The sequence below is a fragment of the Xanthomonas cucurbitae genome (genome assembly GCF_002939885.1).
GTDB classification, from domain to species: domain Bacteria; phylum Pseudomonadota; class Gammaproteobacteria; order Xanthomonadales; family Xanthomonadaceae; genus Xanthomonas; species Xanthomonas cucurbitae.
Map to the genome: position 1 here is coordinate 1 of NZ_MDED01000032.1, position 24408 is coordinate 24408.

Annotated in this window: 21 protein-coding genes and 3 pseudogenes; 14 read left to right on the top strand and 10 right to left on the bottom strand. The window is 65.4% G+C overall.

Annotated elements, in window-relative coordinates:
* From XcuCFBP2542_RS15110 to XcuCFBP2542_RS15125, 4 genes and pseudogenes are all read right to left on the bottom strand, one after another.
* Positions 1-244, bottom strand: a pseudogene (locus XcuCFBP2542_RS15110) (hypothetical protein); the annotation flags it as partial.
* Positions 245-618: 374 nt separating this feature from the next.
* On the bottom strand, positions 619-2259 hold the full coding sequence (locus tag XcuCFBP2542_RS15115) for a pseudouridine synthase (protein ID WP_104604510.1): 1641 nt from the start codon (positions 2257-2259) through the stop codon (positions 619-621).
* Complete coding sequence (scpB, locus tag XcuCFBP2542_RS15120; RefSeq protein ID WP_223214319.1) at positions 2252-3376, bottom strand: SMC-Scp complex subunit ScpB; 1125 nt, start codon at positions 3374-3376, stop codon at positions 2252-2254. Before scpB ends, XcuCFBP2542_RS15115 begins: the two co-directional genes overlap by 8 nt.
* Positions 3354-4259: a segregation and condensation protein A gene (locus XcuCFBP2542_RS15125; protein ID WP_104604514.1), complete on the bottom strand. Its 906-nt coding sequence runs from the start codon at positions 4257-4259 to the stop codon at positions 3354-3356. The genes scpB and XcuCFBP2542_RS15125 overlap by 23 nt, the downstream gene beginning before the upstream one ends.
* Before the next feature lie 354 nt (positions 4260-4613).
* Here XcuCFBP2542_RS15125 and XcuCFBP2542_RS15130 point away from each other — a divergent pair, with 354 nt between their 5' ends.
* The 8 genes and pseudogenes from XcuCFBP2542_RS15130 to XcuCFBP2542_RS20335 form a co-directional block, all read left to right on the top strand.
* Positions 4614-4913, top strand: a complete 300-nt coding sequence (locus XcuCFBP2542_RS15130) for a YciI family protein (RefSeq protein WP_064510766.1) — start codon at positions 4614-4616, stop codon at positions 4911-4913.
* Positions 4910-5179: a BolA family protein gene (locus tag XcuCFBP2542_RS15135; RefSeq protein WP_104604516.1), complete on the top strand. Its 270-nt coding sequence runs from the start codon at positions 4910-4912 to the stop codon at positions 5177-5179. The genes XcuCFBP2542_RS15130 and XcuCFBP2542_RS15135 overlap by 4 nt, the downstream gene beginning before the upstream one ends.
* A 554-nt stretch (positions 5180-5733) precedes the next feature.
* Positions 5734-7353 carry a glucoamylase family protein gene (locus tag XcuCFBP2542_RS15140; protein WP_104604518.1) on the top strand — a complete coding sequence of 540 codons (1620 nt, stop codon included), beginning with the start codon at positions 5734-5736 and terminating at the stop codon, positions 7351-7353.
* Positions 7354-7356: 3 nt separating this feature from the next.
* Entirely contained in the window at positions 7357-8697 is a 1341-nt protein-coding gene (locus XcuCFBP2542_RS15145; RefSeq protein WP_104604520.1) for a sugar ABC transporter substrate-binding protein, read from the top strand.
* Positions 8694-9578 carry a carbohydrate ABC transporter permease gene (locus XcuCFBP2542_RS15150; protein WP_104604522.1) on the top strand — a complete coding sequence of 295 codons (885 nt, stop codon included), beginning with the start codon at positions 8694-8696 and terminating at the stop codon, positions 9576-9578. The genes XcuCFBP2542_RS15145 and XcuCFBP2542_RS15150 overlap by 4 nt, the downstream gene beginning before the upstream one ends.
* The gene (locus XcuCFBP2542_RS15155; protein WP_104604524.1) at positions 9575-10411 is read left to right on the top strand and encodes a carbohydrate ABC transporter permease; all 837 of its coding nucleotides are present in this window, start codon (positions 9575-9577) and stop codon (positions 10409-10411) included. The genes XcuCFBP2542_RS15150 and XcuCFBP2542_RS15155 overlap by 4 nt, the downstream gene beginning before the upstream one ends.
* Positions 10412-10437: 26 nt before the next feature.
* The gene (locus XcuCFBP2542_RS15160) at positions 10438-13572 is read left to right on the top strand and encodes a discoidin domain-containing protein (protein ID WP_170067006.1); all 3135 of its coding nucleotides are present in this window, start codon (positions 10438-10440) and stop codon (positions 13570-13572) included.
* A gap of 273 nt (positions 13573-13845) precedes the next feature.
* Positions 13846-13953, top strand: a pseudogene (locus XcuCFBP2542_RS20335) (endonuclease/exonuclease/phosphatase family protein); the annotation flags it as partial.
* 176 nt (positions 13954-14129) lie between these two features.
* Here the strand turns inward: XcuCFBP2542_RS20335 and XcuCFBP2542_RS15170 are convergent.
* The 6 genes and pseudogenes from XcuCFBP2542_RS15170 to ykgO all read right to left on the bottom strand — a co-directional run bounded on the left by XcuCFBP2542_RS15170 (position 14130) and on the right by ykgO (position 18519).
* The gene (locus XcuCFBP2542_RS15170; RefSeq protein ID WP_425478042.1) at positions 14130-15362 is read right to left on the bottom strand and encodes a TraB/GumN family protein; all 1233 of its coding nucleotides are present in this window, start codon (positions 15360-15362) and stop codon (positions 14130-14132) included.
* Positions 15343-15502 (bottom strand): annotated as a pseudogene (locus tag XcuCFBP2542_RS15175) (GNAT family N-acetyltransferase); the annotation flags it as partial. The gene XcuCFBP2542_RS15170 and the pseudogene XcuCFBP2542_RS15175, both read right to left, overlap by 20 nt.
* Positions 15503-15593: 91 nt before the next feature.
* A complete protein-coding gene (locus tag XcuCFBP2542_RS15180; protein ID WP_104604532.1) occupies positions 15594-16478 on the bottom strand; it encodes a carbon-nitrogen hydrolase in 885 nt (294 codons plus the stop codon).
* A gap of 111 nt (positions 16479-16589) precedes the next feature.
* On the bottom strand, positions 16590-17624 hold the full coding sequence (locus XcuCFBP2542_RS15185) for an agmatine deiminase family protein (RefSeq protein ID WP_170067004.1): 1035 nt from the start codon (positions 17622-17624) through the stop codon (positions 16590-16592).
* A 207-nt stretch (positions 17625-17831) separates the two neighbouring features.
* Positions 17832-18173, bottom strand: coding sequence for a hypothetical protein (locus tag XcuCFBP2542_RS15190; RefSeq protein WP_104604542.1), 342 nt, complete (start codon positions 18171-18173; stop codon positions 17832-17834).
* A gap of 220 nt (positions 18174-18393) precedes the next feature.
* Positions 18394-18519, bottom strand: coding sequence for a type B 50S ribosomal protein L36 (gene ykgO, locus XcuCFBP2542_RS15195; RefSeq protein ID WP_005913193.1), 126 nt, complete (start codon positions 18517-18519; stop codon positions 18394-18396).
* Positions 18520-18694: 175 nt separating this feature from the next.
* Between ykgO and cmk the strand changes: the two genes are divergently transcribed.
* The 6 genes from cmk (at position 18695) to XcuCFBP2542_RS15230 (ending at position 24407) form a co-directional block, all read left to right on the top strand.
* Positions 18695-19378, top strand: a complete 684-nt coding sequence (gene cmk, locus XcuCFBP2542_RS15200) for a (d)CMP kinase (RefSeq protein ID WP_104604544.1) — start codon at positions 18695-18697, stop codon at positions 19376-19378.
* A 183-nt stretch (positions 19379-19561) separates the two neighbouring features.
* Positions 19562-21247 carry a 30S ribosomal protein S1 gene (rpsA, locus tag XcuCFBP2542_RS15205; protein ID WP_029220061.1) on the top strand — a complete coding sequence of 562 codons (1686 nt, stop codon included), beginning with the start codon at positions 19562-19564 and terminating at the stop codon, positions 21245-21247.
* 88 nt (positions 21248-21335) lie between these two features.
* Complete coding sequence (locus tag XcuCFBP2542_RS15210) at positions 21336-21647, top strand: integration host factor subunit beta (RefSeq protein WP_104604546.1); 312 nt, start codon at positions 21336-21338, stop codon at positions 21645-21647.
* Between the two features lie 67 nt (positions 21648-21714).
* On the top strand, positions 21715-22020 hold the full coding sequence (locus XcuCFBP2542_RS15215; protein ID WP_104604548.1) for a lipopolysaccharide assembly protein LapA domain-containing protein: 306 nt from the start codon (positions 21715-21717) through the stop codon (positions 22018-22020).
* Positions 22021-22026: 6 nt separating this feature from the next.
* Positions 22027-23205 carry a lipopolysaccharide assembly protein LapB gene (gene lapB / locus XcuCFBP2542_RS15220; protein WP_104604550.1) on the top strand — a complete coding sequence of 393 codons (1179 nt, stop codon included), beginning with the start codon at positions 22027-22029 and terminating at the stop codon, positions 23203-23205.
* A 227-nt stretch (positions 23206-23432) separates the two neighbouring features.
* Positions 23433-24407: an MraY family glycosyltransferase gene (locus XcuCFBP2542_RS15230; protein ID WP_104604554.1), complete on the top strand. Its 975-nt coding sequence runs from the start codon at positions 23433-23435 to the stop codon at positions 24405-24407.
* The last annotated feature ends 1 nt before the right edge of the window (position 24408 follow it).

Consider the following 24408-nt stretch of genomic DNA (forward strand, 5'->3'; position numbering starts at 1 on the left):
GCGGCGCCGGCGTCCCCGCCCGGCGCACCTGCTCGGCCATGTACAGCTTGGACAGCTCCTTGACCGTACCGTCGTCTAGCCGCTCCAACTCCGCCACGGCCTTGTGCATCATGCTCCGGCACAGATTGCCCACATGCAGGGCGAGTCGCTTAGTGTAGCACGGGTTCTTGTCCAGCCAGTCCAGCCGCTCTACGTGCACGCCGCCGCATCCCGGACAATCGACACGCCAGCGCTCGAACTCCACGAACAGCATCCAGCCGGCCGCCCGCAAGTCGCGGGCGCGGCACAGGCGCTTGTCGTAGCGGCTGCGACACCGATGGCCACAGTGGGAGCACACGGCCGTTTTTTTCGGCGCCGCACGGTTACGATCCGTGCCTTCGGAGCGCCGAACACGCCCTTGAGCATGGACCCGGCAGCGAAGCCAGGGAAGCAAAACAACGCGCTCAGCCGACGGCCCGTCTTCATGCACAACACCGCGTTAAGAAGTTCAGTACAGGATGCACCACTTCAGGCGCCCCCGGAAAGGGCCTGTTTCCAAGGCTCAACGCAGCTTCAAGGGCCTCAAGGCACCCACGCGAATACGCGATGAGCCTTTTTCTTACATGTGTAGGCTTAACCCTAACGACCGCGATTGCCACCACCGGGCGGGCGACGGTTGCCACCGCCCGGCGGGCGACCGCCCGGGCCACGTGGGGCACCGCCGGGACCACCTGGACCACGCGCGCCGCCGCCCGGACCGCCGGGGCCGCGATTGGCCGATGCCGGGCCGCGATTGCCGCCCGGACCCGGACGGCCGCCGCTGGGGCGACCGGCAGGACGCGCTGCGCCATATGGGCTGAAGCCCGGGTTGGCGTGGTCGGATGGGAAGACCGGCGCATTGCCCGGGTGACCGTAGGGGTGCTTGCGCTGTCCCTGGCCTTGGCCCTGCGACTGGCCCTGACCACCGGCGCCGCCGCGGCCCTGACCCTGGCCGCCGGCACCTGGACGGGCACCGCCCGGCCCCTTCTTGGCGTACGGGCGCGCCTGGCCGGTGCTGTTGCCACCGGGGCCGGCATTGCGGTGACCGCTGGGGCCAGTGCTCACGCCGTCGGGCACATACCAACTGCGGAACGCAGCCGGGTTGCCATCCGGCAACGCGCGGTCGCCCTTGGCCGGGCCACGCTGCTTGAACGGGCGCTGCTGCGACTGCTTGGCAGCGGCTTCGCCACTGACGGTCAGGCCGCCCTTGAAGCCGCCGGGCTTGCCGCGGCCACTACGGCCGCCGCGGTCTTCGCGCAGGTTGTCGAAGCGACGCAGCTCGCGGCCTTCATCGGCGCCGGAGGTCTGCCCATTGACGTAGGCATTGCTGCGGCCATCGCGCGAGACGTGCACGGTGGACTTGGCGGCGCGGCGCTGGCCGATCACCGGCTGCAGGGTCAGCGCCGAGGGCGCGCCTTCTTCCAGCTTGAGTTCGGCGCGCAGGGCGTCGACCTTGTCCTGCGCCACTTCCACCGACTGCCCGCGCAACAGTTCGCGCGGCAGCGAGATCTTGCCGTAGCGGCTGCGCTTCAGGCGGCTGACCTGGCAGCCCTGCGATTCCCACAGGCGGCGCACTTCGCGGTTGCGGCCTTCCTTGACCACCACGCGGAACCAATCGTGCGAATCGGTGCCGCCGATGCGTTCGATCTCGTCGAACTTGGCGCCGCCGTCTTCCAGCAGCACACCGCGCGACAGGCGCTCGATGATGGCGTCGGAGACTTTTTCTTCGCCTTCCGGGGCGCGCACGCGCACCACGTACTCGCGTTCGACCTCGTAGGAGGGGTGCATCATCGCGTTGGCCAGCTCGCCGTCGGTGGTCAGCAGCAGCAGGCCGGTGGTGTTGATGTCCAGCCGGCCGATGGCGATCCAGCGCGAGCCCTTCAATGCCGGCAGCGACTCGAACACGGTCGGGCGGCCTTCGGGATCTTCGCGGGTGGTCACTTCGCCTTCGGGCTTGTTGTAGATCAGCACGCGCGAAGGTTCGGTCAGCGCGCTGGCGACGAAGCTGCGGCCGTCCAGCTCGATCTTGTCGCCGCTGCGCACCGACATGCCGGTCTGCGCGACGGCGCCATTGACCTTGATCAGGCCATCGGCGATGCGCTGTTCCAGCGCGCGGCGCGAACCCAGGCCGGCCTGGGCCAGCACCTTGTGCAGGCGCTCTTCCAGCTTGGGCGCTTCGGGCGCGCTGTCGCGCTTGAGGGAAAGCTTGTTCAACGACAGCTTGCGGGGGGTGTCACTCATGTGTCTGGCTCCGGCCGACGTGTTCTGGGTCGGCCTCTGGGTCGGAATCGGCTTCGTCAACAGCCACGGTCGTCGTCGCGACGGCGTTGTCTTCGTCTTCGTTCACTGCATCCGCGCGCGTGCCCGGCGCGGTGTCGGGGTCGCCCTCGCGGGCGGCATCGGGGTGTTGCGTGTTCGGGTCCTGCGCCGAGGCGGGCTCGGGGTGCTGCGGTGGGGCGGGGGGCTGGTCGTCGGCGTCACGGCTGCCGGCGTCGTGCTGGTGTTGCTGGATGTCCGCGGCATCATCGGCTGCATCGCTGTGGCGGTCGCCATCTGCCTCGCTGCCGTTATCGGCGGGCGTGGCATTGTCTTCATCGACCGGAGCGGGATTGTTGCCGGTGGACTCAGCTAGCGGGGCGCCCGTGTCTGCCGTCGACGGGGGGGCGCCTGCATCCGTATCACCGGCGTCAGCGGCAGCATCCATCCCGTCCTGGTCGGCCTGCAGCGATGCCGATGCCGGCACTGCGCCATCCAGTTGACCATCGCGGTCCAGCGGCAGCTGCGGCTCCAGCTCGGCGATGTCCTTCAACTCGGACAACGGCGGTAGCTCGTCCAGCCGCTTGAGCCCGAAGTAATCCAGAAAGCCCTTGGTGGTGCCGAACAGGGCCGGCTTGCCGGGCACGTCGCGGTGGCCCACGACGCGGATCCATTCGCGCTCTTCCAGCGCCTGGATGATGTTGCTGCTGACCGCCACGCCGCGCACCTGCTCGATCTCGCCGCGGGTGATCGGTTGGCGGTAGGCGATCAGCGCCAGGGTTTCCAGCGTGGCGCGGGTGTACTTGGTGCGGCGCTCGGTCCACAGGCGGGCGACCCAGCCATGCACCTCGGCCTTGACCTGGAAGCGGAAGCCGGAGGCCACTTCGACCATTTCCACGCCGCGCTCGGCGCAGGCCTCGCGCAGCAATTCCAGTGCGCGCTCGACGCTGCCGGGCGGCGCCGGCTCTTCCTCGGGAAACAGCCCCTGCAGCTGCGCCAGCGTCAGCGGCTGGCTGCTGGCCAGCAGGGCGGCTTCGATGATGCGGGTGATCAGCGCTTGATCCATTCGGTGATCGGCTTCAGATAGGTTCGTTGGCAGCATCGCTGTCATCGAATTCGCTGGAGAATTGCAGCGGCGCATTGGTATTTCCCAACGCCAGCGACTTCACGTAGATCGGCGCTAGCGGCGCGTCCTGCACGATGTCCAGCAACTGCTCCTTGGCCAATTCGAGCAGCGCCAGGAAGGTGACCAGCACGCCGAGCTTGCCTTCTTCGGCCGTGAACAGCGATTCGAAACGGTAGAACTTGCCGTCGTCCAGGCGGCCGAGCACATCGCCCATGCGCTGGCGCACGCTCAGCGCCTCACGCTTGATCGCGTGCCCGGTGAACAGCTCGGCGCGTTTGAGCACGTCGTACAGCGCCATCAGCATTTCTTTCAATTCCACAGGCGGCGGCAGCTTGACCGCAGCGCGCTCGGGCAGATGCGCCTGCACCGGGGCGCTGTCGCGGCCCATGCGGGGCAGGGTGTCCAGGTCCTCGGCGGCCTGCTTGAAGCGCTCGTATTCCTGCAGGCGGCGCACCAGCTCGGCGCGCGGGTCTTGTTCTTCGCCCTCCTGGCTGGGCGGGCGCGGCAACAGCATGCGCGACTTGATCTCGGCCAGGATCGCGGCCATCACCAGGTATTCGGCCGCCAGTTCGAAGCGCAGTTCCTGCATCACGTTGATGTAGTCCACGTACTGCCGGGTGATCTCGGCGACGGGGATGTCCAGGATGTCCAGGTTCTGCCGGCGGATCAGGTACAGCAGCAGGTCCAGCGGACCTTCGAAGGCATCCAGGATGACTTCCAGCGCATCCGGCGGGATGTACAGATCCTGCGGGATCTGCAGCACCGGTTGCCCATGCACCACCGCCAGCGGCATTTCCTGCTGCTGTGGCGGCGCGCTCGTGGCTGGCGGAGTCGCGACGTGCGCGAGTTCGGAATTCATCAGGTCGACATCGGGTCTTACGGTCGCCGGCCGCGGTCTTAAGCCGCGCCTGCAGGGCTTTGCCTTGAGTTATTGCGATCAATGTCGTGCCTGTGCCGGCACGATCCCACAAATCCACATACAACGTCCGCCGCGTGGCATGCGGCGACGGAACAGCGAGGAGGTCGTCTACGCGGGCAGGCGGTGGGCAGCGAATCGGTCGTCGGGGGAGAGCGTTGAGCCTGGGCCGACGGGCCGCTGCGTCCGGTAGCGTGTGCAGTGGTGCCAAGGGTAATGCGTGCGTGGGGGCGGTGTCCAGCGCCGGGCCGGCTAGAATTGCCGGGGTGATCTTCGAAGTCCTGGGTGAGGTGGCGTGTGTGGTACGTAATCGAAGGGTATGACGGCGCCGACGCACTGGCTGCGCGGCAACAGGCGCGACCGGCGCATCTGGCGCGCCTGCAGGCGTTGGCGGCGGCCGGTCGGCTGCTGGTGGCGGGGCCATGCCCGGCCATCGACGCCGAAGATCCGGGGCCGGCTGGCTTCAGCGGCAGCGTGGTGATTGCCGAGTTCGACGCACTCGAAGATGCGCGCGCCTGGGCCGATGCCGATCCGTATGTGGAAGCGGGCGTGTATGTACGCACCGAGGTCCGGCCGTTCCGGCGGGTGCTGCCATGAGCCGGGTCGAGCGGATCCGCGCGGCGTTGCAGATGGCGCTGGCACCCACCGAACTGGAGGTGGTGGACGACAGCCACCGGCACGCCGGCCATGCCGGCGCGCGCGACGGGCGCGGGCATTTCAATGTGCGGGTGGTCAGTGCCGTGTTTGCCGGCAAGCCGCCGCTGGCACGCCATCGGGCGGTGTACGCGGCCGTCGGCGAGATGATGCAGACCGACATCCATGCCTTGTCGATCGAGGCGATTGCGCCGGGTGAGGCGGGGTAACCGGTAAAGCCTTGTCGCGCCCGGGGGCGCTCCTACATAGCGACCCGGCGTCGTAGGAGCGCCCCCGGGCGCGACGGCATTCCCGATCATCTCGGCGGACCACGCTGCGCGGCCCTGTCGACTCCGGTGCCAACCGTGACCGGTATCGCGCTCGGGGTGTGGACACCTGGGGCCTTGCCTGCTGCACTGCAGCACATTAATTCACATCTTCGTCACTTCCAGGTGATTGATCTGCAAGCGTTTTCACCTGTTTGAAGAGAAGGGTTTACGCCTCGCAGTGAAAACGATTACAGTCGCGCCAGTTTCGGCAACCCGGTCGCGGAGCGCGACGCGATCGGGTCAATGACGCGGCCTTCAACGGCGGTCGCTGAAGATTGCGAGGTGCCTCACGCCGATCAAGCCTGGCAACGTCGGTGTGTAGCTTCCGCCTTGCCTTCGGCGTGAACGCGTGCGGTGTTCGACCGTCTCGGCCAGTGCCGGTGCGATCGTCGGCGGCGGCGGGAATAGGATAGGTTTGCGTGCAGGATGTAATCGATTACACACGTGGGGGATGGATGGATAGGGGCAGTGCGTCGCGTTGGTTGACGATTCCACTTTTGCTGGGTGCGCTGGTGCTGGCGTCCTGCAAACAGGCCGAGGAACCCAAGGTGGCCGAGAAGAAGGCGCCGGTGAAAGTGATCCTGATCGAGGCGCAACTGCCGCCCAAGCCGGTCAAGCCGCCGTTGCCGCCACTGTTCTCCGACATCGAACGACGCACCTTCCAGTTCTTCTGGGACACCACCAACGAGGTCAATGGACTCTCGCCGGATCGCTTCCCGTCGCGCCCGTTCGCCAGCATCGCGTCGGTGGGTTTCGCACTGACCGCGTATCCGATCGGCATCGAGAATGGCTGGGTCAGCCGCAACCAGGCGGTGGAGCGCACCCTGACCACCCTCAAATTCTTCCGCGACGCGCCCATGGGGCCGCAGCGGACCGGAAAGGCCGGCTACAAGGGTTTCTACTACCACTTCCTGGACATGCAGCAGGGCAACCGCTACGACAGCTGGGTCGAGCTGTCGAGCGTGGACACCGCGCTGCTGATGATGGGCGTGTTGTTCACCCAGTCGTATTACGACGGCGATGACCCGCGCGAAAAAGAAATCCGCCAGATCGCCGACACCTTGTACAAGCGCGTGGACTGGCGCTGGCTGCAGCAGCGCGCGCCGCTGATTTCGATGGGCTGGTTCCCGGAGAGCGGCTTCATCAACCATGATTGGATGGGCTACAACGAGGCGATGATGCTGTACATCCTGGCGCTGGGTTCGCCCACCCATGGCGTGGACCCGGATGCATGGACCAGCTGGACCCGCACCTACAACAACGACTGGGGCGTGTACCAGGGGCAGGAATACCTGTCCTTCGGCCCGCTGTTCGGGCATCAATACAGCCATGTCTGGATCGACTTCCGCGATATCCAGGACCAGTACATGCGCGAACGCGGCATCGACTACTTCCTCAACAGCCGCCGCGCCACCCTGGCGCAGCGCGACTACGCCATCGACAACCCGATGAAGTGGAAGGACTACGGCGAGAACGTGTGGGGCCTGACCGCCGGCGATGGTCCGCAGAACACCAGCCAGGAATACCGCGGCGAGCAGCGCCAGTTCCGTCACTATTCCTCGCGCGGCGCCGGCCTGCGCGAGAACTTCGACGACGGCACCATCGTGCCATCGGCGGCAATCTCCTCCATCGTGTTCGCCCCGGAAGTAGTGATCCCAGCCGCCGAGGAGATGCACAAGCGCTACGGCGACTTCCTGTATTCCAGCTATGGCTTCCTGGATTCGTTCAACCCCAGCTTCAACTACGACATCCCGCTCAAGACCGGGCGCATGGTGCCAAACCGCGGCTGGGTGGCGGGCGACTATATCGGCATCGACCAAGGGCCGATCCTGACGATGATCGCCAACTACCAGAACGAATTCGTCTGGAACGTGATGAAGAAGAACCCCCATATCCGCAGCGGCCTTGAACGCGCCGGCTTCACCGGCGGCTGGCTCACGCCGGAGGGCGAGCCGCAGCCGCTTCCGCAGAAGGACGAACAGAAGGCTGCCGCGCGGTCGCTGGGAATGGCCGAATCGCGCGCCGCCGCCGCGCAGGCGCAGCAAGATCCCTCGCACCGCCAGAAACCCGAGTAATCCGTGCGCCTTCTGATCCGGTTGATGATGGCCGCCGCCCTGTGTGCAGGAGCGGCGGGATGCGTGCGTTCCGATCAGGCCCAGCAGACCACCGTGCGCTTCTGGGCGATGGGCAAGGAAGCCGAAGTGGTCACCGAACTGGTGGCCGATTTCGAAAAGCGCAATCCCAGCATCCGCGTGGAGGTGCAGAACATTCCGATGACCGCGGCGCATGAAAAATTGCTGACCGCCTTCGCTGCCGATGGCTTGCCGGACGTGTGCCAGCTGGGTAACACCTGGCTACCGGAATTTGCCTTGCTGGACACCCTGGCGCCGCTGCAGCCCTATGTGGCGCGCTCGACGGTGGTAACGCCGGCCGACTACTTCCCCGGCGTGTGGGACACCAATGTGGTGGATGGCACCTTGTACGGGGTGCCGTGGTATGTGGATACGCGGCTGCTGTTCTACCGCAAGGATCTGCTGCGCCAGGCCGGCTACAGCCAGATGCCCAAGACCTGGGCCGAGATGCAGCAGGTGATGGCGGCGATCAAGCGCCACGTTGGGCCGGACCGCTATGCCATCTTGATGCCGCTCAACGAGTTCGAGCAGCAGCTGTCGTTCGCCTTGCAGCAGGACGATCGCCTGCTGCGCGATCACGATAACTACGGCAATTTCCGCAGTGCAGGTTTTCGCAAGGCGTTGGCATTCTACGACGGCATGTACCAGAACGGCTGGGCGCCCAAGGTGTCGGAAACCCAGGTCTCCAACGTCTGGTACGAATTCTTCAACGGTTACTACGCGTTCTATCTGTCCGGCCCCTGGAACGTGCGCGAGTTCAAGCTGCGCCAGCCGCCGGGCATGGAAGGCACGTGGGGCACCGCGCCGTTGCCTGGTCCCGACGGCCCGGGCGCAGGCATCGCCGGCGGCTCCAGCCTGGTGATCTTCAAGTCCTCGCAGCACAAGGACGCCAGCTGGAAGCTGATCGAATACCTGTCGCAGCCGCAGGTGCAGGCGCGCTTCCATGCCATCATCGGCGACCTGCCGCCGCGGCGCAGTACCTGGAAGCTGCCGTCATTGGCCAATGACGAACTGGCCCGTGCGTTCGGCGATCAGCTTGAACGGGTCAAGGCCACCCCCAAGGTGCTGGAATGGGAGCGCATCGTGCAGGAAATGCGCCTGGTGACCGAGCGCGTGGTGCGCGGCGGTCAGTCGCACGAAGCGGCCGTGCAGGAACTGGATCAACGCGTGGACGATATTCTGGCCAAGCGCCGCTGGATTTTTGAACAGGAAGGCGGCCATGTCGGGCCGGCTGCCGTGCCGGCCACGCCGCCGGCCAGCGCACCAGCCCCCGAAGGTGCCCGATGATGCGCCGCAATTCCGTTGCCGGCTGGGTGTTCGCCGCGCCCTCGATCCTGGTGCTGGGCATGTTCTTCGGCGTGCCGGTGCTGGCCGCGCTGGTACTCAGCGTTACCGATTTCGACCTGTACGCACTGGCCAATAGAAGCCATCTGCGCTTCGTCGGGCTGGGCAACTACATCGCGCTGCTGCAGACGCCGCTGTTCTGGAAGTCGTTGTGGAATACAACCTACTTCGTGCTGCTGGGCGTGCCGATGTCCATCGGCGTGTCGCTGGGTGCGGCACTGTTGCTCAATGCCAAGGCATCGCGCTTCAAGGCCTTGTTCCGCACCGCGCTGTTCGCACCGGTGGTGACCACGCTGGTGGCGGTGGCAGTGATCTGGCGCTACCTGTTCCACATCAAGTATGGCCTGGTGAACTTCGGGCTGAGCCATCTCGGCATCGCGCCGATCGACTGGCTGGGCGACCCGCGTTGGGCCATGCCCACCATCATGCTGTTCGCGGTGTGGAAGAACTTCGGCTACAACATGGTGATCTTCCTGGCCGGCCTGCAGGCCATCCCGCAGGACCTGTACGAGGCCGCACGCATCGACGGCGCCTCGCGCTGGAAGCAGTTCCTGCACATCACCTTGCCGATGCTCGGGCCGGTGCTGATGGTGGTCGGGGTGATTACCATCTCCGGCTATTTCCAGTTGTTCGCCGAACCCTACGTGATGACCCGTGGCGACCCGCTGCAGAGCACCGTCAGTGTGCTGTATTTCATGTTCGAGGAAGGCTTCAAGTGGTGGAACCTTGGCCGCGCGTCGGCGGTGGCGTTCCTGCTGTTCCTGATTATCCTGGCGGTGACCACCGTGATGTTGCGCTTCGGCCGCAAGAAGGACCTGATATGAGCCGTGATGTGGGCCAATCGCGCTGGAACGGCGTGCTGATCAACGGTGGGCTGGTGGTGCTGGCGGTCGTCAGCCTGGCGCCGCTGCTGTGGATGCTGTCGGTTTCGTTCATGCCCACCGGCGAGGCCAGCCGGTTTCCGCCGCCGATGCTGCCGTCGGCGTTCACCCTGGCCAATTACCACGAGCTGTTCGCGCGCACCGGCATGGCGCGCAACTTCGCCAACAGCCTGCTGGTGTCCGGATTGATTACGCTCGGCTCGCTGCTCATCAACACCATGGCGGGCTATGCCTTTGCCAAGCTGCAGTTCGTGGGCCGCGAGCGCCTCTTCAAGATCCTGATGGCCGCACTGGTCATCCCGGCCCAGGTGGCGATGCTGCCGCTGTTCCTGCTGATGAAGCAGCTGCATCTGGTCAACAGCATCGGCGGGGTGGTTGTTCCGGCATTGGCTAGCGTGTTCGGCATTTTCCTGGTGCGCCAGTACGCGCGCAGCATCCCGGATGAATTGATCGAGGCCGCGCGCATCGATGGCGCCAGCGAACTGCGCATCTTCTTCCAGATCGTGCTGCCGATGCTCAAGCCGGTGCTGGTCACCTTGACCATCTTCACCTTCATGGGTTCGTGGAACGACTTCATGTGGCCGTTGATCGTGCTGACTGACCAGGAGCAGTACACCTTGCCGGTGGCGCTGGCGGCGCTGTCGCGCGAGCACATCATGGACGTGGAGTTGATGATGGCCGGGGCGGTAGTGACGGTGATTCCCGTGCTGCTATTGTTCCTGGCGCTGCAGCGTTACTACATCCAGGGTCTTCTGTTGGGGAGTGTGAAGGGGTGAAACCGGGGTTGCTGCGATTGCTTGCCATCACCGCCATTGCCGCCGCAGGCGTGGCGCAGGCGCAGGAGCGCGTGCTCGATGGCTTCAACGACATCGGCGCATGGCGGCTGGTGGTGTCCAATCAGGTGAGCGGTTCGCTGCGGCCGGTGGCCACGCCCTCGGGCGGACATGCGCTGTGCCTGGACTACAACTTCAATGGCGTGTCCGGTTATGTGGGCATCCGTCGCAACTTGCCGATCACCTATCCGGACAACTACCGGATGTCCTTCGCGGTGCGCGGCGAGTCGCCGTCCAACGACCTGCAGTTCAAGCTGATCGACGCCAGCGGCGACAATGTGTGGTGGGTCAACCGGCCGGGCTTCACCTTCCCGAAGAACTGGACCACCTTCAACTACCGCAAGCGCAACATCGAGAAAGCCTGGGGCCCGGGTGCGGACAAGCAATTGCGTAGCAGTGCCGACGTGGAGTTCACCATCTACAACAAGGTCGGCGGCCAGGGCACGGTGTGCTTCGACCGCCTGGCCCTCACGCCGCTGCCGCCGGAAGACACCTCGCCACTGAAGGCCGAGGCCATCACCGACACTGCACCTGCCCTGGAGCAACGCCTGGCCGACGGCAAGCCGGACACCTTCTGGCTCAGCGGCGCGGTCAAGCAGCAGACCGTGACCCTGGACCTGGGCAAGGTGCGCGAATTCGGCGGCGCCATCGTGCAATGGGTGCCTGGCCTGCAGGCCTCGCAGTACCAGGTGCGCTCCTCCAGCGACGGACGCAGCTGGCGTGATCTGCGCACCGTCACTGCCGGTGCCGGCGGCACCGATTGGCTGGCCTTGCCCGATACCGAAGCGCGCTACCTGCGTTTGGACCTCAAGGACGGCCCCAACTGGCGCTACGGCATCAAGGAAGTGCAGCTGCAACCGCTGGCATTCGCTGCCACGCCCAACGACTTCATCAAATCGCTGGCGGCGCAATTGCCGCGCGGCAGTTACCCAAGGGGATTTTCCGGCGAACAGCCGTACTGGACCATCCTGGGCCTGGACGGTGGCACCGAGCAGGGCCTGATCGGCGAAGACGGTGCGGTGGAAGTGGGCAAGGGCGGTTTCAGCATCGAACCGTTCGTGGTCACCGGCGGCAGGCTGCTGCACTGGTCCGATGTCAGCAGCGAACAGAGCCTGCAGGACGACTACCTGCCGATTCCCCGCGTCGATTGGCATCACGACCTGATGAACCTGCGTGTCACCGCCTTCGTGCAGGGTACCCCGGAGCAGGCGCAACTGGTCGCGCGCTACCAACTGCATAACACCGGCAAGGACGCGCGCGAATTCACCCTGGCCCTGGCGGTGCGTCCGTTCCAGGTCAATCCGCCGTCGCAGTTCCTCAACACCCTGGGCGGCGTCAGCCGGATCGAACAGCTCACCGTCGATGGCGCCCAGGTCAGCGTCAATGGCAAGCCGCGCGTGTTCGCGGCGCAGCGCCCGGATGCCGGGTTCGCCAGTGCCTTCGACAGTGGCATGGATGTCAGCCATCTCACCGCCGCCACGCTGCCCACCACGACCCAGGTCAAGGACGAAACCGGCCTGGCGTCGGGTGTGCTGCTGTATCGCTGGACGCTGCAACCGGGCCAACGCCGCGAGGTGGCGCTGGTGATCCCGCAGACCGGCACTGCGCAGTTGCCTGCCGACTTCGATGCGGAGGCCGCGCAGCAACAGGTGGCCCAGCAATGGCGCAGCAAGCTCGATCGCGTGCGCATCAGTGTGCCGGCCGAAGGCAAGCCGGTGGTCGATACCTTGCGCACGGCGTTGGCGCATATGTTGATCTCGCGCATCGGCCCGCGTCTGCAGCCGGGCACGCGCTCGTATTCGCGCAGCTGGATCCGCGACGGCGCCATGATCTCCGAAGGGCTGCTGCGGCTGGGCCGCGAAGACGTGGTGCGCGACTATGTCGACTGGTTCGCGCCGTATCAATTCGCCGACGGCATGGTGCCGTGCTGCGTGGACGACCGCGGCAGCGACCCTGTGCCGGAAAACGATAGCCACGGCGAACTGATCTACAACATCGCCGAGTACTACCGCTATACCGGCGACAGGGCGTTCCTGGAAAAGATGTGGCCGCACGTCACTGGCGCCTTCGACTACATGGAAAAACTGCGCGCCAGCGAACGCACCGAAGAGAATTTCATGCGCAACCCAGCCTTCTACGGAATGATGCCGGTGTCGATCAGCCATGAAGGCTATTCGGCCAAGCCGGTGCATTCGTACTGGGACAACTTCTGGGCACTACGCGGCTACAAGGACGCGGCGATGCTGGCTGGCGTGCTCGACAAGCCGGACGATGCGGCCCGCTTCGGCGCGGCGCGCGATGAGTTCAGCGGCGACCTGATCGCCTCGCTGGGCGCGGCGGTACGCCAGCACAACCTGGATTTCCTGCCCGGCTCGGCCGAGCTTGGCGATTTCGATGCGACGTCCACCACCATCGCGCTGACCCCCGGTGGCGAGCAGCAGCGGCTGCCGCAGGAGCTGTTGAACACTACGTTCGAGCGCTACTGGACCGAATTCTCCGACCGCCGCGACGGCAAGCGCGAATGGAAGGACTACACCCCGTACGAATGGCGCAACGTGGCCGCGTTCGTTCGCCTGGGCTGGCGCGAGCGTGCCTGGGACGCCACTACGTTCTTCTTCAAGGATCGCGCGCCGCAGCCGTGGAACCAGTGGGCCGAAGTGGTCTCGCGCACGCCGCGCACACCGTTCTTCGTCGGCGACCTGCCGCATGCCTGGGTGGCGTCGGACTTCGTGCGCTCGGTGCTGGACATGTTCGCCTACACCCGCGAAGCCGACCAGAGCGTGGTGCTCGCCGCCGGCACTCCGACGCGCTGGTTCGAAGGCAAAGGCATCGGCATCGCCGAACTGCGCACGCCTTACGGACGCCTCAACTACACCTTGCAGCGCAGCGAAAAACAGCTGGTGCTGCAGTTGCAGCCCGGCCTGCTGATGCCGCCTGGTGGCGTGGTGTTCGCCTGGCCTTACCAGGGCGAACCCGGCAAGGCCAGCGTCAATGGCGAAACGGTGGAGTGGCGCAACGGCGAGCTGCGCATTCAGCAACTACCGGCCGCCGTGCAGATCGATGTGCCCAGTGCAGTGCGGCGGGCCGAAAAGGCCGCGCAATGATGCTCGCGCCGTGTCCGGCACGGGCAGGGCGGTGGCGACGCGGTGGGCTGCTGGCTGCGACGCTTGTGCTGACGGCGTACTGCGTGGGTGCGCGGGCAGGACGGATAGAGAGAGCCGCCGATCAGGTCTGACCAGGCGAAGGAGGGGCAGCGCCACGCCAATGAGCGGGCAATCGGCGCAGGCCATTGCCTCCACCGCGCCGGCGCGCGAGATGACCCTGGTCACGCTCAACCTGCATCACGACGGGCCGTCGCGCGCATATCGCCAGCGAACAAGGTGCTTGCCAGCCATCAGCGCCTGCTGCAGCCGCTGGACGACTATCGCGTGGCCGTGGACCTGCAGGTGGATCTCGATGGCCAGCTGGTCAACCTGTTCGACACCCCGGATGGCGACGGCCGCTGGGCATCGGATCACTATGGCCTGTGGATGCGCCTGCAGCTCACTCCGCGCCGTCGCAATGCCGTAGGAGCGCACCTGGGCGCGATGGGCGTTGCCGGTAACGCCCCATCGCGCCCGGGTGCGCTCCTACGAGAAGCAAGGCTGCAGCGTCACCATGCTCACCCATGCAGGCGGTTGAAAATCTGCACGCCAGCCAGCCACACGCCGGCCATGCTGCCGAAGTTGGTCAGCAGGAACGTCAGCACCACGCGCGACACGCGATTGCGGTACCAGCCGCGCACGGTCTGCGCGTCGTCGCGCAGGGTCAGGAAGTCGCCATACGCCGGCTTGCGCATATGCACCTCCACCAGCGCGGCAAACGCCCCGGTCGGCACGCTCAGCCGGAAAGGTTTGAACGGTGCCACCACTGCCGCAGTGAGGATGCTCAGCGGGTGGCTGCCGGCCAGCAGGCAGCCCAGTGCCGCCATGCCGCCGGTATACATCGCCCATTGCAACAGCAGGTCGGCGCCCATGCTCAGGCCACCGCGCCAGAAGCCGATCGCGATGCCGGCGATAATGACCGCCAGGATGCCCAACGTGATCCAGGGCACGCGCTTGCGTTGCTGCACGTATTCCAGCGACTCGCGCAGCGGCCCGGGTGCCTCGGTGTCCTGTTCCAGGTGTCGCACAAGCCCGGCCAGATGGCCGGCGCCCACCACCGCCAGCACTTCGCGCTGACCGCTGTTAGCTTCCTCGCGCAGGCGCGTGGCCATGTAGCGATCGCGCTCGGCGATCACGGTCTCGTACAGCTCGGGGCTTTCGCTGGCGAAATCGCCGAAGCTCGCCTCCAGCATGTCGCCCTGCTTGAGTTTTTCGATTTCTTCCTCGCCCACCTCATCGGCGGCGAACAGGCCACCGAGCAGGCCGCCGGCCAGCTTCATCTTGCCGAAGAAGCCCAGGCGCCCGGACGCGCGCTTGAAGGTCAGGCCCACTTCGCGGTCGATCAGATATACCGGCACCCCTTGCGCGCGTGCCAGGTTGACGGCCTCCTTCAATTCGGCGCCCGGCTCGATGCCCAACTGCTTGGCCAGCCGGCGCTGATACGCCGCCAGCGCCAGATTGGCCGCAAACAGCGCCACGCGTCCCTTGCGGATCACCTGCACCAGGTCCAGGCGCGCCAGCGCATCCGGGTCGCTGAGCGCCTGCAGCCGCTGCGTATCCAGTTCCACAGCCACTGCATCGTAGCGGCCGCTGCCGATCGCCCGTTGCACTGCGGCCACGCTGGCCAGTGACACGTGCGCGGTGCCCAGCAAGGTGTAGCGCACGCCATCGCGCTCGACGATGCGATGTGGCTGGCCGGACAGCGCATCGTCCAGAACGTGGGGGAGCTGCTCAGTCATGGATGTATTCATCAGAAGGAGGAGGGGGCGCCGGAGCCGAGTGCGCGCTGCATCTGCACGCTGTCCAGCCAGCGACCCTGCGTGCAGCCGACGCCGCTGAATACTGCGACCATGCGGAATCCAAAACGTTCCCGCAACCGGCGCGACGCCCGGGTATTGCATCCGGCGATCTGTTCCGCGTCGAGCGCGGTCATCGCCGGAATGTTCGCCGCATGCGCTACGCACAGCTCGACGGGCATGCGGTCAGTCGATGTAGCGCTTGAGCAGGTCGCCATACGCATCGATACGCCGGTCGCGCAGGAACGGCCAGATGCGGCGCACATGCTCGCTGCGCTGCAGATCGACATCGCAGATCAGCACGGTCGGGTCCTGGCCGGCTTCGGCAATAAACTCGCCCTGTGGTCCCAGCACATGGCTGTTGCCCCAGAACTGGATGCCCGATGCGCCCAGCGGCGAGGGCTCGTGGCCGACGCGGTTGCACGACAGCACCGGCACACCATTGGCGACCGCGTGGCCGCGATGGCTGAGCACCCACGCGTCGCGCTGACGCTCCTGCTCGGGCTGCTGGTCGTCCGGGTCCCAGCCGATCGCGGTGGGGTAGAGCAGCAGTTCCGCACCGGCCAGCGCCATCAGCCGCGCCGCTTCCGGGTACCACTGATCCCAGCACACCAACACGCCCAGGCGACCGACCGACGTATCGATTGGCGTGAAGCCCAGATCGCCCGGGGTGAAGTAGAACTTCTCGTAGAAGCCTGGGTCGTCGGGGATATGCATCTTGCGGTACTTGCCGAGCAGGCGGCCGTCTTTTTCGAACACCACCGCCGTGTTGTGATACAGCCCGGCTGCGCGGCGCTCGAACAGCGAAGCGACCAGCACCACGCCATATTGCCGGGCCAGCGCGCTGAGGCGCTCGGTACTGGGGCCGGGAATCGGCTCTGCCAGATCGAATTCCTCCACCGACTCGTGCTGGCAGAAATACGCACCGTTGTGCAACTCCTGCAACAGCACCAGCTTGGCGCCCTGCGCGGCGGCTTCGGCCACGCGCGATGCGATGACGGCCAGGTTGGCCTCGGCGTCGCCGTGGTTGCGCTCCTGGATCAGCGCGACGGAAAGGAGATGGCGGGTCATGGCTACATCCAACTGGGTGAGGCGCTACGGTAGCGCGTCAAGGCGTAACACCGGCCTGCCGGCCGGAACAGGAACGACGCGCCGCACGGATCGCTGCGACGAACGCCACGTCTAGGCGGCCAGCAGGCCGGCCGGCAGCTGCATGGTCAGGCAGTGCAGGCTGCCGTTCTGCCAGATCAGCGCACGGCAAGGCACCGGCACGATCTGGTGCTGCGGGAAGGCGTCGGCCAGCACCGCCTGCGCGGCCGCATCGGCCGGATCGCCATAGGCTGGCATCAACACCGCACCGTTGACGATCAGGAAGTTGGCGTAGGACGCGGCCAGGCGACGGCCCTGGTCGAGAATCGGCTGCGCCCACGGCAGCACGAACAGGCGGTATGGCTGTCCATCGACCTTGCGCAGGGCGGCCAGTTCGTTGCCCATCGCCTGCAGTTCGGCGTAGTGCGAATCGTCGGGGACATCGCAGCCCTGGTAGACGATCGCATCCGGGCCAGCGAAGCGCGCCAACGTGTCGATGTGCGCATCGGTGTCGTCGCCTTCCAGATAGCCATGGTCCAGCCACAGCACGCGATCCTGCGACAGCCATGCAGCAAGATCGTTGCTCAGCGATTGGCGGCTGCGCTGCGGGTGGCGCTCGTGCAGGCACTTCCAGGTGGTCAGCAAGGTGCCGGCGCCATCGGTTTCGATCGCACCACCTTCCAATGCGAAATCCACCGTCTGCACCTGCGCGGGCACGAACACCTGCGCCGCATCCAGCGAGCTCACCAACCGGTCGTCCAGGCTGGCCTCGAACTTGCCGCCCCAGCCGGTGAAGCGGAAATCCATCAGCCGGAAGCCGGCATCCTGGCGCAGGGTGATCGGGCCTGAATCGCGCAGCCAGGTGTCGTTGTAGGCGGCTACCACGAAGCGCACGCGCATCATGTCCAGCCGCGCCGAACGCAGCCGCGCCTCGGCATAGATCTGCAGATCGTCGTCGGCCACGCAGATCACCACCGGTTCGAAGCGGGCAATCGCCGTCACCAGCGCGATGTAGGTCTCTTCCACATCGGCCAGGCGCTGCGCCCAATCGGTCCCGGCGTGCGGCCACGCGATCAACACGGCGGATTGAGGTTCCCATTCGGCGGGAAAACGAAGACGGTCGGTCATGCCTGGCAATACTCATCTTGGTGTCCGGGCAGCGGCCCGGCGGTTCATAGATACCCTGCACCCAAGTGCAGGCTCTTGCGATCCTGACGCACGGTCACGCGTCAGGCCTTGGTGCAGATTCGCAGCGGCACATTTCCGGCTGCTGACGGATGCGGCATACCGGCCTGCAGATGCCGGCACGCGCTGGCAACGGTGGCGTGGCTGCGATTACTTGATCGGCGGCTTCGGCCCGATTTCGTTGGCGTCGGCCTGGTTGGCCACCACGTCGATCACCTTGCTTTTTTCGAAGTACACGGTGAATGCCGGATACACCCAGCGATGGATCGTCGGCCACTGGCGCTTCTGGCCGCCACGCGGGTCGAGCTTCTCCTGCGGCGCGCCATAACGGCTTTGCACCTGGCTCATGCTGTCGCCACGCAAGGGCAGGGCGGCGGCAGGTTTCTGCTGTGCACGATCGATCAGTAGCGTGTCGGCCGACGCGGCGGCACTGATCCCCATCAGCGCGATTGTCAGCACGATCGGCGGCATCACAAACAAACGGTTGCGCATGTCATCTACTCCCCAGTGGACAAGATTTCAGATGGTGATTACAGCAAAAAACCGCGACAGGCGGTGATACCGGTCGCGCAGCGCCTGGTGGTGCAGTCCGGCGCTGCGGCGGGTTGCCTGGGCGCTGACGGTCCGGCCGGCTGGCCGGCAGTCGCACGCCGGCCAAGAAAAAACCGCCCGGAGGGCGGCTTTCTCGGGTCTTGCGCGCGGAGCGAAAGGCTCAGCGCTGACGCGCCTTGAAACGCGGGTTCGACTTGCAGATCACGAAGACCTTGCCGCGGCGGCGGACCACCTTGCAGTCGCGGTGACGGGTCTTCGCAGACTTCAGGGAGGACAGGACTTTCATGGCACACCTCGGTGTAAACGGTTGGGTTCGATGGGAAGAGTGCCCACGGTTCGAGGGTGCACTCGCAATGAAGCCGGCGATTCTAACCGGCTTTTCGTCGTGCTTTCAAGTGGTTGCAGCGTAACCGCAGCAAGCGGCGTTACACTGGGCGTTGACGCTCTTTACGGAAACCTGAATGACCGACCTGTCACCCGTCCTTACCATCGATGGTCCTTCCGGTGCCGGCAAGGGCACGGTCAGCCGCATCGTGGCCACCCGACTGGGCTGGCATTACCTCGATTCGGGGGCGCTCTATCGCGCAGTCGGCGTGGCGGCGAGCTGGGCGGACCTGGACGTGTCCGACCCGGCAGCGCTGGTGCGCTGCACGTTCGATACCCGGGTGGAGTTCGACGACGCCGGCGAGGCGGGGCTGCGGGTGCTGGTCAACGGCGTCGATGCCACCAGCGAATTACGCCTGGAAACCACCGGTGCGCTGGCTTCGGCCATTGCCGCCATTCCCGAGGTCCGCGGCGCATTGAAGGAGCGCCAGCGCGCATTCAGGCGGGCGCCCGGGCTGGTTGCCGACGGTCGCGACATGGGCACGGTGATCTTCCCCGATGCCGCCTTCAAGGTCTTCCTGACCGCCAGTGCCGAAGAACGTGCGGGCCGTCGCCATAAGCAGTTGATGGAAAAGGGTGTTTCGGTTATCTTTGACGACCTGCTGCGCGAGATCATGGCCCGAGATGCCAGGGATGCGCAGCGGGTGGTGGCGCCATTGCGGCCGGCCGAAGACGCCGTGCTAATCGATACCAGCGGGATCGGGATCGAGGATGTCGTCCAGCGTGTGGTCGGGCTGTTGTCCTCCCGTACGCCGTCGTAAGCGTTCCGCAAGCGGGCCTGTCCCGCCGACCGTAAGGCGTTCCAAAGCTCCGTCGCGCATCCCGCGTGGCGGTTCTATGACTTCCAATCCGACCCGTTGTCTGGGGTCGACCAACAGGCTGGGCAGTCCGTCTGCGTCGCAATCCGACGACCGGCGCCCGTGTGTTCAACTGAGTAAATCCAAATGACAGAATCTTTTGCTGAACTGTTCGAAGCCAGTCAAGCCAATCTGGCGAAGCTGAAGCCGGGCTCCATCGTCACCGGTACCGTCGTGGAAGTGCGCGGCGACGTGGTGGTGATCAACGCTGGCCTGAAGTCCGAAGGCATCGTGCCGATCGAGCAGTTCCGTAACGACGCTGGCGAGATCGATGTGGGCGTGGGCGACCAGGTCAAGGTTGCGCTGGACTCCATCGAAAACGGCTTCGGCGAGACCGTGTTGTCGCGCGAGAAGGCCAAGCGCGCGATGGTGTGGGACGAGCTGGAAGAAGCGTTGGAAAAGAACGAAACCATCACCGGCCGCATCAGCGGCAAGGTCAAGGGTGGTTTCACCGTGGACATCAAGGATGTTCGCGCGTTCCTGCCTGGTTCGCTGGTGGATGTGCGCCCGGTGCGCGACCCGGCCTACCTGGAAGGCAAGGAGCTTGAGTTCAAGCTGATCAAGCTCGATCGCAAGCGCAACAACGTCGTGGTCTCGCGTCGTGCAGTGGTCGAGAGCGAGCACTCGGAAGAGCGCGAGCAGCTGATGGACAAGCTGCAGGAAGGCGCGATCCTGAAGGGCGTTGTCAAGAACCTGACCGACTACGGCGCGTTCGTGGACCTGGGCGGTATCGACGGCCTGCTGCACATCACCGACATGGCCTGGAAGCGCGTGCGCCATCCGTCCGAAGTCGTCAACGTCGGCGACGAGCTGGACGTGCGCGTGCTGAAGTTCGATCGCGAGCGTAACCGCGTCAGCCTCGGCCTGAAGCAGCTGGGCGAAGATCCGTGGGACAACATCGCCCGTCGTTACCCGGCCAACAGCCGCGTGTTCGGCAAGGTCTCCAACGTCACCGATTACGGCGCGTTCGTCGAGATCGAGCCGGGCGTCGAAGGTTTGGTGCACGTCTCCGAGATGGATTGGACCAACAAGAACGTCAACCCGTCCAAGGTTGTGCAGGTGGGCGACGAAGTCGAAGTGATGGTGCTGGATGTTGACGAGGAGCGTCGCCGCATCTCGTTGGGCATGAAGCAGGTTGCCGCCAATCCGTGGGAAACCTTCGCGGCCACCCACAAGAAGAACGACAAGGTGTCCGGCCAGATCAAATCGATCACCGACTTCGGCATCTTCATCGGTCTGGACGGCGGCATCGATGGTCTGGTGCACCTGTCCGACATCAGCTGGAACACCACCGGCGAAGATGTCGTGCGCAACTACAAGAAGGGCGACACGCTGGAAGCCGTCGTGCTGGCAGTGGACCCGGAACGTGAGCGCATCAGCCTGGGCGTCAAGCAGCTGGAGCAGGACCCGTTCGGTCAGTACATGGCGTCCAACCCGAAGGGCTCGAAGGTCGAAGGCGTGGTGCGTGAAGTGGATGCCAAGGGCGCCACGATCGACCTGGCCGATGGCATCGAGGGCTATGTGGCTGCACGCGACATCGCCAACGAGCGTGTGGACGATGCGACCCAGCACCTGAAGGTCGGCGACAAGATCGAAGCCAAGTTCGTGGGCATGGACCGCAAGGGCCGCACCCTGCAGCTGTCGATCAAGGCCAAGGACGATGCCGAAATGCGCGAGACGCTGGAGGAATACCAGTCCTCCGCTGCGTCGGGCGGCATGACACAGCTGGGCGCGCTGCTGCGTGCGCAGTTGAACAACAACAAGTCCGAGTAAGCGCGTAGCGCCCTACCGAGCGTGATGGATCGGCCCGGGCTTGCCCGGGCCGATTCCGATGTGTCAGTCGAAAAAAGCAAGTCTTCCCATGACCAAGTCCGAATTGATTGAAATCCTGGCGCGACGCCAAGCGCACCTGAAGTCGGACGATGTGGATCTGGCAGTCAAGTCGCTGCTGGAGATGATGGGTCAGGCGCTGTCCGATGGTGACCGGATCGAAATCCGCGGGTTCGGCAGCTTCTCACTGCATTACCGCCCGCCACGTCTGGGCCGCAATCCCAAGACCGGCGAATCGGTTGCATTGCCGGGCAAGCATGTTCCGCATTTCAAACCGGGCAAGGAATTGCGCGAGCGGGTCAGCTCGGTGGTTCCAGTCGATGTGATCGATGCGGCGGACTGAAATCCGTTCTGCCGCTACGTTTATCCTGTCTCGGTTAAGCTAACCTCCTTCCCGACGGAGTCTCGCGATGAAGGTGTTTCGCTTGCTGGTGATGTTGGCGTTTCTGCTGGTGGGCCTGATCGTCGGTGCGGTCAATTCCCAGGACGTCACGCTCGATTTCCTGTTCTCCAGTGTGCATACCACCTCCGGGGTCGCGATTATCGTCGCGCTGCTGGTTGGTGTGTTGATCGGTGCCGGCATGGTGCTGGTCAGCGTGGTCATTCCCCTTTATTCCAGACTGCGTCAGGCCAACAAGGCTGTGGTGGTCAGTCGTGCCGATGCCAGGGCTGTTGCGCCTGCCGCCGTCGAGCCGCGCCCTCTCGATGGACTGTAAGCACGTATGGACTTCCTGACCGAGTGGTTCTGGTTTTTCCTGTTTCTGCCGCTGGCCGCGTTGAGCGGCTGGATCGTCGGTCGGCGCGGTGGCCAGCGCCACGGCGATACCCAGGTCAGCCGCCTGTCCAGTACCTACTTTCGCGGCCTGAATTACCTGCTCAACGAACAGCCGGACAAGGCGATCGAGCTGTTTCTGCATATTGCCGAGCTGGACAAGGAAACCTTCGAGACACAGGTCGCGCTGGGCCATCTGTTTCGCCGTCGTGGTGAAGTCGATCGCGCCATCCGCCTGCATCAGGGCCTGGTGCAGCGCGCCGACCTGACCGATCAACAGCGGGTGCAGGCCTTGCTGGCGCTGGGCGAGGACTACATGAAGTCCGGCCTGCTCGATCGCGCCGAAACCGTGTTCACCGAACTGGCCCAGTTCGATCAGCGTGCGCCGCAGGCGCTGCGGCACCTGATCGGCATCTATCAGGCCGAGCGCGATTGGGAAAAGGCGATCGACAACGCCACTCGCTACGAGGAAGTCACCGGCGAGCCGATGGGCAAGCTGATCTCGCAGTTCGAGTGCGAACTGGCCGACCGCTATCGCGGCCTTGGCAAGCTCGACGAAGCCTTGCTGGCGATCCAGCGTGCCTACCAGGCCGACGGCACATCGGTGCGTGCCGGCATCCTGGAAGGGCGCATCGAAGCCGAGCGTGGACACGACGACGCGGCGGTACGCGCATTCGAGCGTGCTGCACGGCACGATCCGGAATACCTCCCGGAGATCATTCCTGCCCTGATGGCGGCCTATCGGCGGGTTGGCGACATCGCCGGCGCGCGCAACTTCCTGTCGGAGATGACCGAACACTACCGGGGGATTGCGCCGGTGCTGGCGCTGACCCAGTTGATGGAAGCGCAGGACGGCGTGGCCCCGGCATTGGCCTACCTGAGCCGCCAGCTCAAGGACCGGCCGTCGGTGCGCGGCGAGTCGGCACTGATCGACCTGACCCTGGCCGAGGGGAGCAATCCGCTGGGGACCCTGAACGATCTCAAGCACATCACCGATCAGTTGTTGGTACGCAATCCCAGCTATCGGTGTACACGTTGTGGTTTCGGCGCCAAGACGCACCATTGGCAATGCCCGAGTTGCAAGGAGTGGGGCACGGTCAAGCCACTGTTGAACTACGCGGTGGTGTAAGTGGTGGCGATCGTTGCAGAACAGTGGGCTTACCTGATCCCGGCGTGTGGGCGTTGGCGAGCGCGTCGGCTTGGCCGGCGCCTGCCGTCGCAGCACGCTGGCACGCGTCAGTGGCGTGCAGCCGTGCATCGGGGCGCCGACCTGCGCGCCGTAAGCGCCGCCGCGTTTGCCGCCGCTTCGCCGTGCCTGGTGCAGGCGCCGCTGCAGGTCGAGCGCAGGCCGTGCTGATGCCCGAAACATGGCTGTGGTGTGCACTGCATCTGGCCGTCGCGGCGCTGGGCACCTGGCTGCTGCGTGGCTATGCATTGCGCCGGCGTCTGTTCGATCAGCCGGGCGAACGCCGCAGCCATGCCGTTGCCACCCCGCGCGGGGGGGGCATGGCGATCGTGGCGGCCAGCCTGGCAGGATGCGGGGCGGCGTACCTGGTGTGGCCGGCCGCGCGCGGGATCGTGATCTGGTTTGCCGCCGGGTTGGTGCTGGTGGCCGGCGTCGGTTGGTGGGACGATCACCGCCCGTTATCGGCCCGTTTGCGCTTTGCGATTCATCTGGCCGCTTCGACAGCGTTGGGTGTGCTGGTCGCCCGCTGCACCGGCAATGCCTGGGATGGCGTCCTGGCTGCGATGGCTTCGGTGGTACTAATCAATGTCTGGAACTTCATGGACGGCATCAATGGGCTGGCGGCCAGTCAGGCGGCGCTGGCCGCGCTGGCGTTTGCTGCCGTGGTCCCGGCCCCGTGGTCGCTGGCGGGCCTGGCGGTGGCTGCGTCCTGCCTGGGGTTTCTGCCGTTCAATTTTCCGCGCGCGCGTATCTTCCTGGGCGATGGCGGCAGCGGCGCGCTGGGCTACATGCTGGCCGCCCTGCTTGCGCTCAGCGTGGCGAGCGGGCAGGTGGGCTGGTGGATCGGCTGGTTGCCGTTGTCGGCATTTCTTGTAGACGCCGGCTTCACGCTGCTGTCTCGCATGCTCGCGCGGCAACGCTGGTGGGAGCCGCACGCGCAGCATGTCTACCAGCGGCTCGCGCGTCGCTTTGCCAGCCATGTTCCGGTAACCGCCCTTTATTTCGCTTTCAGTCTGGCGGCGGTCAGCCTGTACGTGGTAATTCGTCACGATCCGTTGTGGCTGCAGCTCTGTGCAGCCCTGATCTGGGGCCTCGGCGCCACGGCGGCCTGGCATCTCCTGCGCAATGGCCTGCGCAACTACTGAG